General features: G+C 56.5%; 14 protein-coding genes. 2 read left to right on the forward strand and 12 right to left on the reverse strand.

Annotated elements, in window-relative coordinates:
• Positions 1–189: 189 nt before the first annotated feature.
• The 3 genes from folB to E5J99_RS03375 all read right to left on the reverse strand — a co-directional run bounded on the left by folB (position 190) and on the right by E5J99_RS03375 (position 3013).
• The gene (folB, locus tag E5J99_RS03365; protein ID WP_135496304.1) at positions 190–561 is read right to left on the reverse strand and encodes a dihydroneopterin aldolase; all 372 of its coding nucleotides are present in this window, start codon (positions 559–561) and stop codon (positions 190–192) included.
• Positions 562–1052: 491 nt separating this feature from the next.
• Complete coding sequence (locus tag E5J99_RS03370) at positions 1053–2072, reverse strand: DivIVA domain-containing protein (protein ID WP_135496305.1); 1020 nt, start codon at positions 2070–2072, stop codon at positions 1053–1055.
• Complete coding sequence (locus tag E5J99_RS03375; protein WP_135496306.1) at positions 2069–3013, reverse strand: WD40 repeat domain-containing protein; 945 nt, start codon at positions 3011–3013, stop codon at positions 2069–2071. Before E5J99_RS03375 ends, E5J99_RS03370 begins: the two co-directional genes overlap by 4 nt.
• 156 nt (positions 3014–3169) lie before the next feature.
• Between E5J99_RS03375 and E5J99_RS03380 the strand changes: the two genes are divergently transcribed.
• Entirely contained in the window at positions 3170–3838 is a 669-nt protein-coding gene (locus E5J99_RS03380; RefSeq protein ID WP_135496307.1) for a 4'-phosphopantetheinyl transferase superfamily protein, read from the forward strand.
• Positions 3839–3851: 13 nt separating this feature from the next.
• Entirely contained in the window at positions 3852–4463 is a 612-nt protein-coding gene (locus E5J99_RS03385; RefSeq protein ID WP_135496308.1) for a redoxin domain-containing protein, read from the forward strand.
• A gap of 285 nt (positions 4464–4748) precedes the next feature.
• On the opposite strand, the gene E5J99_RS03390 is transcribed toward E5J99_RS03385, so the two are convergent.
• From E5J99_RS03390 to E5J99_RS03430, 9 genes are all read right to left on the reverse strand, one after another.
• A complete protein-coding gene (locus E5J99_RS03390) occupies positions 4749–5624 on the reverse strand; it encodes a transglutaminase-like domain-containing protein (RefSeq protein ID WP_135496309.1) in 876 nt (291 codons plus the stop codon).
• A 387-nt stretch (positions 5625–6011) separates the two neighbouring features.
• Positions 6012–6533, reverse strand: coding sequence for a hypothetical protein (locus E5J99_RS03395; RefSeq protein WP_135496310.1), 522 nt, complete (start codon positions 6531–6533; stop codon positions 6012–6014).
• Positions 6534–7019: 486 nt separating this feature from the next.
• A complete protein-coding gene (locus tag E5J99_RS21575; RefSeq protein ID WP_210114397.1) occupies positions 7020–7802 on the reverse strand; it encodes a hypothetical protein in 783 nt (260 codons plus the stop codon).
• A gap of 457 nt (positions 7803–8259) precedes the next feature.
• On the reverse strand, positions 8260–8442 hold the full coding sequence (locus E5J99_RS03405; protein ID WP_135496311.1) for a hypothetical protein: 183 nt from the start codon (positions 8440–8442) through the stop codon (positions 8260–8262).
• Entirely contained in the window at positions 8420–9007 is a 588-nt protein-coding gene (locus E5J99_RS03410) for an AAA family ATPase (protein WP_135496312.1), read from the reverse strand. The genes E5J99_RS03405 and E5J99_RS03410 overlap by 23 nt, the downstream gene beginning before the upstream one ends.
• Positions 9008–9014: 7 nt before the next feature.
• The gene (locus E5J99_RS03415) at positions 9015–9350 is read right to left on the reverse strand and encodes a hypothetical protein (RefSeq protein WP_135496313.1); all 336 of its coding nucleotides are present in this window, start codon (positions 9348–9350) and stop codon (positions 9015–9017) included.
• Positions 9351–9494: 144 nt separating this feature from the next.
• Entirely contained in the window at positions 9495–9923 is a 429-nt protein-coding gene (locus E5J99_RS03420) for a hypothetical protein (protein WP_135496314.1), read from the reverse strand.
• Positions 9924–9954: 31 nt separating this feature from the next.
• Positions 9955–11583: an acyl-CoA carboxylase subunit beta gene (locus E5J99_RS03425; RefSeq protein WP_135496315.1), complete on the reverse strand. Its 1629-nt coding sequence runs from the start codon at positions 11581–11583 to the stop codon at positions 9955–9957.
• Positions 11584–11962: 379 nt separating this feature from the next.
• Positions 11963–12973: an MlaD family protein gene (locus tag E5J99_RS03430; protein ID WP_135496316.1), complete on the reverse strand. Its 1011-nt coding sequence runs from the start codon at positions 12971–12973 to the stop codon at positions 11963–11965.
• Positions 12974–13008: the final 35 nt, after the last annotated feature.

Genomic DNA, 13008 nt, shown 5'->3' on the forward strand with positions numbered 1-13008 from the left:
GTGAATCGTAGAAGCAAGTTTTATCTACGATTTATTTCGTACGACATGGGTACTCACAAAAAAACCAGCTGAGTGGCTGGTTTTCTTAAGTACTCAAGCAAAAGTAACCGTAGCAAAAAAGACGGTCATGCTTATCTGGCGTCCGCTTTTAATAACTCCAACAGCTTCTTAGGGACTTACAGGCGAATCTTACGGTTGCAACGCCGGACGCTTGCGCGTGAGCGTGACGCGGGCCCGGTGGCAAATACCGCCCAGCGGCGGGTTGAACTTCGACACGCACACCTTCACAGTCTGCACGTGGGGAAAGCGGGCCAGAATCCGGTCCAGAATCCGATGCCCCAGGTGTTCGAGCAGGCGGGCCGGGGCCAGCATTTCTTCCGCTACCAGCCGGTACAGCACTTCGTAGTTCACGGTTTCATCCAGCTTGTCGGACGTGCCGGCCGCGTGCAGATTCGTGCGGATGTAGAGGTCGACGCCGTACTTGTTGCCAATTTTCTGCTCTTCATCATAATACCCGTGAAAAGCGAAGAACTCCATTCCCTCCAGTGCAATCTGGCCCATGTGTAGTGGTGTAGTAAAAAGGTAAAAGCGAAACCAAGTAGGTACTCCGCTTGGGGTAAAGCTGTTTTGTAACCGACACAAGAAAGCCGGATAAGCCCATAACATCCACAACAACTCTTCGGGGATCTGCTACGCTCAATATCAGTAGTCGACCGAGAGCAAAGCGAATAAAAAAAGTGAGACTCCGGATTGTGGAAGTCTCACTTTTTTGTGAAGCTGGTCATGAATTCGGGTGCTGCTTCGGCAGGCAGGTGCCAGATGAAGCCGAACGTTCTGAGAAATTGAGGTCGTTACGAATTCCTGAATAGAATCTGTTTAGGAAGTCATTAAAATCAGTCACACCGTCATGCTGAGCTTGTCGAAGCATCTCTACCGCTTCGCTGGCTGGCGCTGATGGTGCGGTAGAGATGCTTCGACAAGCTCAGCATGACGAGCAGTCTACCTACTAAACAGCTTCATAGCTTCTATCCGTTGAGGCAAGATACGACTACCTAGATTTCGTCAAAAAACGATTTTTCTGTTGGGGCCGCAGCCGCCATACCGGGGTGCGTAGCAGGCGACGGCGGCGAAATCTCGGGGTGGTTGGGCCCGATGGGCTGAATATCCGGGGCGGTGGGCTCGATGCGGGGCCCGCTGGGGTCGGGCACGCGGCTCGGCTCGGGCTGATAGATGCGTGAGGGCTCCACATGACCGGGATTTTCGTTGGGCATGCGGTTCGGCTCAATGTCGGGGCCGGGCGTTTGGGCCGGCGCGCCGGGGTCGGGCTGCTGGCCGGGCTTGGGGTTGTAGCTGCCCGGCTGCGGGCCGATGGGGCGCGCGGCCGGCTGGTTGTCGGCACTGGTGCCGCCTGTGGTGGCAGCAGCCCCCGCAACGGCGGCTACGGAAGAGGTGGAAGCAGAGCCTACGTACATGGCAGTGGGGGTTTCGGGTGAGGAATCGGGTCTGCTCACCTTTACGCTCGCGGCCCGCGAAAGGATGGCCGCCGCCGAGGTTTTCGGCCGGGCCTTCACCTTTTCCACTTTGTCGAGAGCGTCGTTGGCCAGGCGTTCCAAATCCCGCACGAGGCTTTCGAGCTGGCTTTCCAGGCGCTGGCACTCCTGCCCCAGCCCCGTGACTTCGGCTTTCATCTCGGCCACGGTTTTCTCGGCCTGCTTGTAGGCGTCGTCTACCACGCTCTGGGCTTTCTGGCGGGCATCGGCCAGCAGCTGCTCGGCTTTCAGCTGGGCTTCGCGCACCCGCAGCTCGGCGTCGCGCTGGGCCTGCTCAGTAATGCTGTTGCCGGTATCCTCGGCCGTTTTCAGGGTGCGGTACAGCGAGGTTTCAACCTCCCGCATCTTGCTCACATCCTGCGTGGCATGGTCCAGCTTGACGCGCAGCTCCCGGTTTTCATCCCCCATTCGCTCCCACTGCTGCGAGAGTGTTACCAGAAAGGCTTCTACTTCTTCTTTGTTGAGACCCCGAAAAGCTTTTTCAAAGGTTTTCTGCCGGATATCGAGGGCGGTAATTTTCATAAGGAATTGGGGGCGACGTGCAGCTCCCACACGGCAAGACTTCGGTCGTCGCTACACGAAACTAGCCGATTCCGGCGGCCTGACCAAAATAACTTGTTCACGGAAGTGCCGTGCCCGGCGTGCCGGGCCTTGTCGAGCACGCGCAGCAGCCGGAAGCTTTCGGCATCCCAGAGCTTAATGGACTTATCCATGCTACAGGTGGCAAAAAACTGCCCATCGGGGCTGTAGGCAATGTTATTAATAGTAAAGAGGTGCGCCACAATGCTTTGCCGCTCCTGGTAGCCGGCGGCCACGTCCCAGCTGCGCAGGTGCGCATCGCGCCCGGCCGTGAGCAGGTGGCGGCCATCGGGCGAGTAAGCGGCCGTAAACACGGAATTGGTGGAGCCGGCCAGCGTGTATTTCACCGTCAGCGAAGCCGCGTCGAGCACCCGAATCAGCGTGTCGCTGCCGCCCACGGCTAGCTCGCCGCTCTCCTCCTGCAGGGCCAGGCAGCGCAGGCTCTTGTCAGATAGCCGCAGCAGCTGTAGCAGCCGAAAGTCCTGGCTGTGGAGCACGGCCAGCGTGCCGTCGGCCAGGGCTACGTAGAGGCGCTGCCGGGTATGGGAGTAGGCAATGTCGAAGATGGCCACGGGCGGCAGCGCGGTGGCGTGCACCAGCTTTTTCTCGGCCAGATCGATAACCTGCACGCCCTGAAAATTATGCCCAATCAGCAGCAGGTTCCGCTCGGGCAGGTAGCGCAGGGCATACACCGAGTTTTCGACCCGGGCCACCAGCTCGCCATCCTGCTCGGGCGCGTCGCTGCTCCAGGCCACCACAAAGCCATCGGAGCCGGCGGAGTAGACCACCGACTCGCCGGCCGCCCCCGCCAGGGCGTACACACAGTCGCGGTGGCCGCTGAGCGTGGCGAGTTTCTTGACCTCCGGACGAAAGAGCAGCGGCATAGCGTTGGGTTAGGATTTGGAACAAAAATACTTCAGATTTGACGAGCAGAGCCCATAAGACAGTCGAAAACCGGCTTTGCTGCTTTCTACCGCTGCTCCACTTTATTCTTGGGCCGGGCAATCTGGCGGCCGGGCCGCGCCCGTAGTATAGTCGCTATGCCTTTGCACTCCGTTACGCCGCTTTCCGAACACGCCCTGCTGGGGCTGTGGCAGCTCACGGACCTGGCGACCGACTTATTGCGCCAGGTGCCCCGACCCGAGCTGTATAGCCAGCTCCAGCCCGTCACCCGCGACGAAAACCGGGGCCTGCAGTGGTTGGCAGGCCGGGCCCTGGCCCACGCCTTACTACAGCAAGTGACACCCGGCGCGCAGGCCGTGCTGCGCAACGATGCCAATGGCCGCCCTTTCTTCGAGCAACTACCCCACTATGCCGTGTCGTTGTCGCACTCGGGCCGGTGGCTGGCCGGCATCGTGGCCACGCAAGGACGCGTTGGCACAGATATTGAATTGATACGCCCCAAAGCGCAACAGTTGGCTACCAGGTTTTTATCGAAAGCCGAATTAGCCAACACCGGCGACGACGTAGCCAAACACAGTCTCTATTGGAGTGCCAAAGAGACGCTCTATAAGCTGCACAGTCGCCGGGGCCTGGTGTTCAAGGAGCAAATTCAGCTCAATCCGTTTGAGCTGCGGGAGGCCGGTGTATTGACGGGACACCTGCTGCTAGAAAACTCCCGCAGCCAACACCAGATCTACTACCAGCGCCTCACGCCTGAGTATGTGCTCACGCATTGCGTAGAAGCCGTACTGCCTCCTTCTCTCTGACCTTACCCTCACTATGACCTTTCGCCGAATCTCTCTTATTGCCGCCGTGGCCCTGGTTTTCTGTACCCTCGCCGTGGGAGTAGCCCGCGCCCAGGATGGCCGGACCGTCAGCGACTTTAGCTTGCAAAGCCCCACCAATGCTACTGTTACGCTCAGCAGCTATGCCCAAAGCAAGGCCGTGGTGGTGGTTTTCGTGAATCCAAACTGCGCGTTTTCCAAGCTCTACCAAAACCGGCTGAACGCGCTGAACGCCGCGTACAGCGGCCGGGGGGTGCAGTTTCTGTTCATCAACACGCCCATCAACCTGGAGGCTACCGCCGAAGCCGCCGACGTGGAGAAACTGAAGATGAAAGTAACCGGGGCCGACGACTACCCCTACCTCACCGACGAAAGCCAGAAGGTGAGCGCGCTGCTGGGAGCCACTAAAACGCCCGAGGCCGTACTGCTGCAACCCACCGCTACCGGTTTCGTGGTGCGCTACAAAGGGGCCATCGACGACAACGCCCAAGTGGAAGCGTATGCCAAGGAGCGCTACCTGGCCCAGGCCCTCGACAATATCCTGGCCGGCCGGCCCGTGGGCGTGGCAGATAAGCGCGCCGCCGGCTGCCTGATTAAAAAGCCGTAAGTATTCACGGTTGGCAACACGTCTTAGGAGCTATTTGAGCTAGCAAAAAAATACTGAAACGGTCATGCTGAGCGAAGTCGAAGCATCTCTACCGCTTCGTTTAAGCAGTCCAACGAAGCGGTAGAGATGCTTCGACTTCGCTCAGCATGACCGTTTTTAACAACTCAAACATGTGCCCTATTCACCGGAACGTCCCAACATCTGCATAGATGCTGGGGCGTTCCGGTGAATAGGGCACATGTTTTGACTCTTCGCTTTAAGTCTCCGCGCTGCAATCAGTAGTTATTATTCCTCTTCCGTGGCCGCGTCGGTGGCCGCGCCGCTTTCGTCGATGAGGATAGCCAGCAGCTTGCTGACTTCGGCCGCTTTGGCGGGTTCCTGCATTTTCTCGAAGCTCAGCATCAGGTTGCGCAGGGCACGGCGCACGATGTCGAGGTGGGAACATGGGTCGAAGAAAATATCGTTCGACGACAGGTTTAGCTGCGCTACATAGTGCTCAATATCGGTGCGGGACAAAATCAGGCCCCGGTTGAAGCAGTTGATGTAGAACGGAAGGACGGTGCGGTCTTTGGGCCGGTACGTCAGCACGAACAGGTTGGGCAGGTTCACGCCGTAGAGCGGCAGCTCCAGGCGCTGAGCCACCAGCAGGTAAATCACGCACAGCGTCAGCGGATTGCCACGCCGGGTTTCCAGCACCAGATGCAGCATGGAGTTGGCCGGCGAATGAAAGTTCTGAGTGTTGGCCGCGAACTTGTGCGTCCGGAAAAACACGGAATTCAGCGCCTGTATCTGGTCGGCGGGGTGCATCTCGGGGCGCAGCAGGGTCCAGACCTCGAAGCGCAGCTGCTCGATGGCACGGTTCAGGGCCTGCAGGTCGGCATCGGGGTACTGGTAGGAATTGAGCAGCCACATGCCTTCCAGCAGATTTTCGCTGCCCGAGTCGCGCCACACGCGCAGGCGCTGCTGCAGGCCATCGAACTGCAGGTTGTGAATCAGGTCTTCAAGGCGCTGCTGCTGCTGGGGGTCGAGACTTTCTTCCCACGATTCCTCCAGAAATGGAATAATACTCTCGCCCAGCGTCTGGATACGGTCCTGAATCTGCGGGGCGATTTCCGGATCGTCCAGCAGGGAGATTAGAGCTTTGATTTCTTTATTGGTCATGGATTGGATAGCGGATCGGCGCTGCTAGCGGGCTTCCGGCATACGGGAAATAGCAAAGAAAGGCAACCCAAGCCGCATCGTGGTCCTTGGTGCTTGAAATTAACATATCAGCCGGGGGGTAATGTTCAATTCCGGAGCGAGTTGTGGAGCGCGGCTGCTTCGGTCCGGCAGCAGGCAATCCGGGTTAGGGGCAGTTGCGCGTGCCGGATCTGGCTTTTTCGGAGCGGTCAGTAAAATTACGCGAAGTCCCCGACTCTGTTAGAGCGTGTTTGGGGTTTCGCTTTTCGGGTCATGCTGCGCTTGTCGAAGCAGGACGTTCTGGGAGGTTGGCACGACCTGAACAGCATCAGCAGTTACCAAGCCTGAATTCAAGCTGCCACCCAACTGTTATTTCTGATTGTCATCAAGGTCTTTGCGTAGGCTTGCTATTTTCAGCCGCTTGTTGCGCAGCAGGTAGCTCACGTCATACATATTGTCGATCATCAGCTGCCGGTGGTAATAGTTGATGTATTCCAGTATTCCGAAGCCATTGGCGGCCAGTGCCCACCCGGCGCTGTTTTCCGGGCGAAAACTGAATCCGTTGCTCACGAACTGCACCGCCAGCAGCAGTAGGCCGCTGCCGATCATGAGTTCGTTGAGGCGCTTGAAGGCGGCGAAACGGTCCACGGAGTCCGGCTTCAGCGTCGAGGTTCCCGCCAGCGACTTCAGCTTCAGCTTCCAGTAGTACGCGCCTTGGTAGAGGATAAACGTCATCAGCAGCAGCCCAAATACCAGCGTGTAGGTGTCGGCCAGCCGATATTCAAGCAGCACGTACAGCGTGAGGCCCGTAGCCAGCACGGCATTGAGTAGTTCGGCCGGCTGGTACCACCGCAGCCTCTTGATGAGCCGTTGCTTCGTATGCGTCGCCATAGCACCGTCATTTTACACTCGCTGACACATACAAAGTAACGAAAAGCCGCCACTTTTGCTCGTAGTCTCACTGCGTCGGTAATGGCTTTTCGCCGAAGCGGTAGCGATGCTTCGACTCCGCTGCGCGGATGCCAGATGAGCAGGACGCAAACAGGATTTTTACCAACTCCCACACACGTTCTTAAAGCGGTTTCGAATAGGCCGTCATGCTCTATCTGGCGTCCGCTTGTCGAAGCATCTCTACCGCAGTAGTATCTAATTGGTACTGCGGTAGAGATGCTTCGACAAGCGGACGCCAGATGAGCATGACGTTCTTTTTTCGTTTCACTTTATTCAGGAACAAGCCTACTAGCTATAGCGGTTTCGTGAACGGTGCAACCCGGCTGCTGTAGAGACGCGTATTCGCGTCTCGTCGCCCGCGCCGCCTGCCCGGTTTCGGTCAACGACGAGACGCGAATACGCGTCTCTACATTGGGTGGCTACGGTTCACGAAACCGTTGTATCTAAGAAAATGGATGTCAGTTTCTCATCGAAATTCCGCCACAGATAGCAACACCACGGGCCGATGTTTCGCTGTTGGCTTTGTATGCCCTTAGCCACCAGCCTGACTTTCTCTTTCGGCTCATGCTTACGGGCAATATCTCCTATCCGTAGTTGAGTTGTGTGCTCTGGCGTAGGGAGTAAAGTGGTGCTAAGAATGACGAAAGGCAGCTTTTCCAACACCTCATTCGCCTGCGGAATATCCTTGGCAAAGAAATCCAGCAATTCGCATCGCGGAGAACAGCCACCAGCATCGACGGCGTGCCCCAATACGCGCAGCAAGGCAAAATTGCCCGAAGAATGGGCGTAGCTAAATACGTCCCCAACTTCGAAAGGAGTGGAACTCTTATAGACCTTGGCCAAGCGCTTAGCAGCCGGTAGCGGCGAGTGGAGCTGCTCCTGAAGCTGCTGCAATACGGCTTTTCGCTTCTCCACTTGCTTTATATCCCCTTCCGCAATCCACCTGTTCAGATCGGCTCCGGTGTCGATGATGCGGATGGCTTCGTCTTTGACAGCGGGTAAGAGGCGGCCCGTTTTCCACTGTGTCGCGGCCAGCGCCAGCCAAAAAACGGTTGCTTCATCCTCATCATGTAGTGACGCCGCATAGGTCACTGCCAAGGCATCCGTTGCCTCTTGTGGCGTCTTACCATCGCCAATGAGCTCTTTGAATTCAGCCCGAATGTCAGCGGCCAGGTCGTCAGAAAATAGTGCGGTGCCAAAAACTCCCATTGAAGCTGTTTAACAAGTTTATCGAACGTCATGCTTGATCTGGCGTCCTATTTGATTTCAACGACCTCCTAAACAGCTTCATTTCTTGTCAGCTATCCATGTGGCGGTAAATGTAAACTGCCGCAGTCGCCTGGCTATGCCGCACAACAGGCCCAAGTTAGCAGTTTGCGTGCGGCTGGGTCCGTTCCTGGGGCGCGGCCTGCTTCGCAGCACGGCCGCTCAGGCGCAGGCGTCACTCGGCCCCGCCAAGCGACTGCTCGCAGTGCCTTCAGAAGAGGAGCTGGCGGAGTTACACAATCGAAAAAAAAATTTCGATTGTGTAACTCCCACGATACCCGGTAGCCACAAGCAGCGAAAACCGACCAGGGAGCCAGCGCCACTTGCAACCCCGAAACCAAAGCGGCCCGCCGCAACGGAGGTTGCGGGCGGGCCGGGAAGTAGTTCTACAGCGGCGGACTTATGCCGCTTTCGGCGCGGCCGATGGCAGCGCATCGGGTTCAACTTCCACCACTTGTCCGTCGCGGATAATGACTACGGGCGTTTTTTTGTAGCGCTTAAAGGCCAGTAGATTTTCGGAAGCTACCAGCAAGCCTTTGCGCACTTGCTGCCGAACGTGGTTAATATCTTCCTGCTTCGTCATGGTAGATGGTCGTTAGACGGGGCCAAATTTCCGCATTTGACACGAGTATTTCATCCGGTGTGCCCTCGGCCACCACTTTGCCGGGCGTGGTGGTATTATCTACGAATAGCCAGGTATCGACAGCGGTTCGATACCGGCTGAAAAAGTAGCGCAGCCCGGTTTCGTAGCGCCGCCGAATCACCGGCTCCGGAATGTTATGCCCGCCTTCCCGCACCCGTATTTTCACCCGCGCTACCGCCTGATCGGCGGAACTGAGCCAGAAGAACAGTAGGTGCACCGCGTAGCCCTGCGCCCGCGCCTGCTCGATAAACGGCAGATAGATACGCGTAGCCAGCGTGGTTTCCAGCGCAAAGGTTTCGCCGGCGGCCAGCAGCTCCTGCAGCCGCGTAAGCATCAGCCGCCCGGCCTGCACGCTCACTGTCTCCGGCCGAAACGGCGAGAGGCCCCGCGCAATTTCATCGGCATTCACGAACTCCCGGCAATCCAGCAGATTCGGCAGCAGGGCGTAGGCAGCCGTGGTTTTGCCCGCGCCGTTGCAGCCGGCCAGGAGGTAGAGGGTTTTCATGCGCCTATCATATAAGTTTAGGATTGACCCAATTCCAAGTTACAGGAGTCGCTTCATCATTTGAAAAGTAATGTTTATCCAAAATACCTTCGCAAACCTTTATGTTTTTCTGCAACAGCTTAACTTCTAATACAGATAATTCAAAATTAAATTCTTTAATAAAGGGCTTTTTCAAATTTAGTACACCAACCTTCATTACGCAGTTGTATTTTCCTTGCTTCCATAGCATAGAACCCGATAGTATATTTTTTAAATCGTTATATTCTTTAGTTGATTTCAAACTTTGTATATTTTGCTCACCATTTTTTATATTGTCATACATTTCATTTGTAGCAGAAAACAATCTATTATAATTTATTTTATAAACCTCTTCATTATATAGCGGTTTCGCAAACCGTAGACACCCGATGTAGAGACGCGTATTCGCGTCTCGTCGTTGAACGAAACCGGGCAGGCGGCACGAACGATGAGACGCGAATACGCGTCTCTACATCAGCCGGGTTCCACCGTTCACGAAACCGCTATAGCCAATTTTTCTCTCAGCAATACCTTCTTTGGCAACTTTAATAGCAACTGCATTCTGCCTTTTAGTAACAGGAGTTGAGCCTATCTCTGTATATTCTATATCATAGAATCTTTCTTCAAACCAATCCCATGCAAACCGATGTTTCTCCTGATTTGGACCTTGTATGTCGATTTCAATTTTATTAACCAATGACTCTGCATTTTCAGCAGACAATGCCATGCTCACATTAAAAATCGGGCCAAATGTAGTGTACCCTAATTCGGCTTCTCTATGGAGGATGATATTTAGTTTAGGCTTAGTAAGCCGGGATTTAATAAACGAAATAATAATAGGCACCCACGCACATGCACCTATTACCCCTGCCCAATCTGCTGCTGACCAATTAGCCATATTTAGTGAGATTATTTAGTGAAATTGAATATCACACCTGAATAACCCCCACATTATACGCCTTCTCAATCGGCGCGTGATTTGCCATTGAAATTCCCTCCGAAATGACTTTGCGGGTTTCCAGCGGGTTGATGATGGCATCGACCCAGAGGCGGGCAGCGGCGTAGTAGGGTGAGAGCTGCTCGTCGTAGCGGGCCTTGATACGGTCCAGCAGCTCCTTTTCGGCTTCGGGCGTGATGACTTCGCCCTTGGCTTTGAGGGAAGCTACCTGAATCTGGAGCAGCGTGTTGGCGGCGGCGGCTCCGCTCATCACGGCCAGCTGGGCCGTGGGCCAGGCCACGATGAGGCGCGGGTCGTAGGCCTTGCCGCACATGGCGTAGTTGCCGGCCCCGTAGCTGTTGCCGATGATAACCGAGAACTTGGGCACTACCGAGTTGGCCATGGCATTCACCATCTTGGCCCCGTCCTTGATGATGCCGCCGTGCTCACTCTGCGAGCCCACCATGAAGCCCGACACGTCGTGCAGAAACACCAGCGGAATCTTCTTCTGGTTGCAGTTCATGATAAAGCGCGCCGCCTTGTCGGCCGAGTCACTGTAGATAACGCCGCCCATCTGCATGGCGCCTTTCTTGGTCTTCACGATTTTGCGCTGGTTGGCCACGATGCCCACGGCCCAGCCATCGATGCGGGCCAGGCCGCAGATCAGTGTCTGACCGTAAAGGTCCTTGTAAGGCTCAAACTCCGAGTTATCGACCAGCCGATGGATGATGTCCATCATATCGTAGGGCTTGGCGCGGTCCGAGGGCAGCAGACCCAGAATTTCCTTTTCGTCTTTGGCCGGAACCACGGCCGCTTTGCGCGAGAAGCCGGCCGTGGGGTTGGCCCCGAGCTTGTCGAAGATATTGCGGATATGGGTGAGGCATTCTTCGTCGGTGGCAAACTTGTAGTCCGTCACGCCCGAAATTTCGGAGTGGGTGGTAGCGCCGCCCAGCGTTTCGTTGTCGATGGTTTCGCCGATAGCCGACTTCACCAGGTAAGAGCCCGCCAGGAACACCGAGCCGGTGCCGTCCACAATCATGGCTTCGTCGGACATAATCGGCAGATACGCGCCACCGGCCACGCACGGCCCCATGATGGCGGCCAGCTGCACGATGCCCATTGAGCTCATCACGGCATTGTTGCGGAAGATGCGGCCGAAGTGCTCCTTATCGGGGAAAATCTCGTCCTGCATCGGCAGGTACACGCCCGCCGAGTCGACGAGGTAGATAATGGGCAGCTTGTTTTCGATGCTAATTTCCTGGGCCCGCAGGTTTTTCTTGGCCGTAATCGGGAACCAGGCCCCGGCTTTCACCGTGGCGTCGTTGGCCACGATGACGCACTGCCGGCCCTGCACCCAGCCAATAACGACGACCACGCCCCCCGAAGGGCAGCCGCCCTCCTCCTTGTACATTCCCTCGCCCGCAAACGCCCCAATTTCCACCGTCCGCGACTCCTTATCGATCAGGTAGGCTATCCGCTCCCGGGCCGTGAGCTTGCCCTTGGCCTTGTGGGCCTCGATGCGCTTTTCGCCGCCACCGAGCTGCACCTTCTTCAGGCGCTGGGAAAGTTGAAAATTGAGCTGCTTGCTACCGTCTTCGTTTTTGTTAAACTCGAGATTCATGCGGGTGGGATGGAGAAATGGAGAGAATGAGGTGGTGGGGCAATGAAAGGAGACGCTGGTGAGTTTACTGCCCCACGGTGGAAGTCCGCGCCGAACACACGGCCGGCCGGGGTGTGTGGACAGTAAGGACAAAGAACGTCATGTCGACCAGCGGGAGACATCTCGCGTGCGGACGTAGGAGTAGTACTGCAAATGACCGCACGCGAGATGTCTCCCGCTGGTCGACATGACGTTCACAAAGCATCCAAGACTGCTTTCTCGATTACTGTCCACACAGACTAGTTTACCAGCCCCCGGTTTCACCGTGCGGGCACAAAAAATCCGCCCCGGAGCGGGGCGGATTCAAAGGTAGGATATTCTGAATTCAGGCGACCGACGCTTATTTCACCGTCGTTTTGGTTTCAGTGCTGACTTCCGCGCCGTTGGGCTTGGTGGCCGTGGTTTCCACTTCGGTTTTGGTTTTCTTCTCCTTAGCTCCGCCGCCAAACACCGAGAAGTGGACGTAGCGCTTGGGGTTGGCCTTGAAGTCCTTGAGCAGCGCGTCGGAGCTGCGGGCGGTCGAGTTCAGGTTGTTGTAGAGCAGCGTGTCGTTGATGAGCTTGCCGAGCGAGCCTTTCTGGTCGGTCAGGGCTTTGTTCACGCCGGTCATAGCCGTCTGGGCTTCGGTCATGGTGGCGTTGAGCTTGCGCATGGCCGGCCCCACCGGGGCGCTTTTCAGCGAGTCGCTGAGCACGGCGAAGTTGGCCGCAATCCGGTCGAACTTTTTGCTGGTCGTGTTCAGGTCGCTGGTCAGCTTGGCCATATTGGTCGTAATCTGGTTGATGTTGCGCTGGTTCATAATCAGCAGATTCTTCAGCGCTTCCGTCGAGCCCTGGGCGTTGAGCAGCGTAGCCTGCAGGCTCACCCGCGCCTCCTTGCTCAGGAAGCTGTTCACCTTAATCAGCGTCGAGTCGACGGTGCCGAGCACGGGCAGGGCTTTGGCCTGGAAAGCATCGGTGATGCTGGCCACGGTGTAGGACTTCAGCTCCTGGCCACCCTCGTAGACTTTCGAGTTTTTGCCCAGAAACAGGGTAATGGTTTTGCTACCCAGCAACGAGCCCGAAAGGCTGGCCACGGTCGAGTCGCCGACGGTGATGCCCTTCTGCAGCTCCAGCGACACCTTGATGCGGTTGCGCTCCTCGGGTATGAGCTCCATGTTTTTCACCTGCCCCACCTTCACGCCGTTCAGAATCACGGGGTTGCCTACGGTCAGGCCGTCCACGTTATCGTATTTGGCGAAGTAGGTACGGTCGGAGGAAAGCAGGTTGCTGCCTTTCAGAAAGCTAAATCCAATGTATAAGGCTGCCAGGGCAACAATGCCCAGCAGGGCCACTTTAATTTCTTTTGACACGCTGCGTCAGGGCTTGAGTGTGTGGTGTGGTATGA

This window comes from Hymenobacter elongatus, from assembly GCF_004745955.1.
Taxonomy (GTDB): Bacteria; Bacteroidota; Bacteroidia; order Cytophagales; family Hymenobacteraceae; genus Hymenobacter; species Hymenobacter elongatus.

What these genes read in the sequence shown, in the direction of transcription:
- E5J99_RS03405 (WP_135496311.1), bottom strand. Translation starts at nt 8,442, where the DNA reads ATGACGAAGCAGGAAGATATTAACCACGTTCGGCAGCAAGTGCGCAAA.
- E5J99_RS03385 (WP_135496308.1), top strand. Translation starts at nt 3,852, where the DNA reads ATGACCTTTCGCCGAATCTCTCTTATTGCCGCCGTGGCCCTGGTTTTC.
- E5J99_RS03375 (WP_135496306.1), bottom strand. Translation starts at nt 3,013, where the DNA reads ATGCCGCTGCTCTTTCGTCCGGAGGTCAAGAAACTCGCCACGCTCAGC.
- E5J99_RS03370 (WP_135496305.1), bottom strand. Translation starts at nt 2,072, where the DNA reads ATGAAAATTACCGCCCTCGATATCCGGCAGAAAACCTTTGAAAAAGCT.
- folB (WP_135496304.1), bottom strand. Translation starts at nt 561, where the DNA reads ATGGGCCAGATTGCACTGGAGGGAATGGAGTTCTTCGCTTTTCACGGG.
- E5J99_RS03410 (WP_135496312.1), bottom strand. Translation starts at nt 9,007, where the DNA reads ATGAAAACCCTCTACCTCCTGGCCGGCTGCAACGGCGCGGGCAAAACC.
- E5J99_RS03420 (WP_135496314.1), bottom strand. Translation starts at nt 9,923, where the DNA reads ATGGCTAATTGGTCAGCAGCAGATTGGGCAGGGGTAATAGGTGCATGT.
- E5J99_RS03390 (WP_135496309.1), bottom strand. Translation starts at nt 5,624, where the DNA reads ATGACCAATAAAGAAATCAAAGCTCTAATCTCCCTGCTGGACGATCCG.
- E5J99_RS03425 (WP_135496315.1), bottom strand. Translation starts at nt 11,583, where the DNA reads ATGAATCTCGAGTTTAACAAAAACGAAGACGGTAGCAAGCAGCTCAAT.
- E5J99_RS03380 (WP_135496307.1), top strand. Translation starts at nt 3,170, where the DNA reads ATGCCTTTGCACTCCGTTACGCCGCTTTCCGAACACGCCCTGCTGGGG.
- E5J99_RS03395 (WP_135496310.1), bottom strand. Translation starts at nt 6,533, where the DNA reads ATGGCGACGCATACGAAGCAACGGCTCATCAAGAGGCTGCGGTGGTAC.
- E5J99_RS21575 (WP_210114397.1), bottom strand. Translation starts at nt 7,802, where the DNA reads ATGGGAGTTTTTGGCACCGCACTATTTTCTGACGACCTGGCCGCTGAC.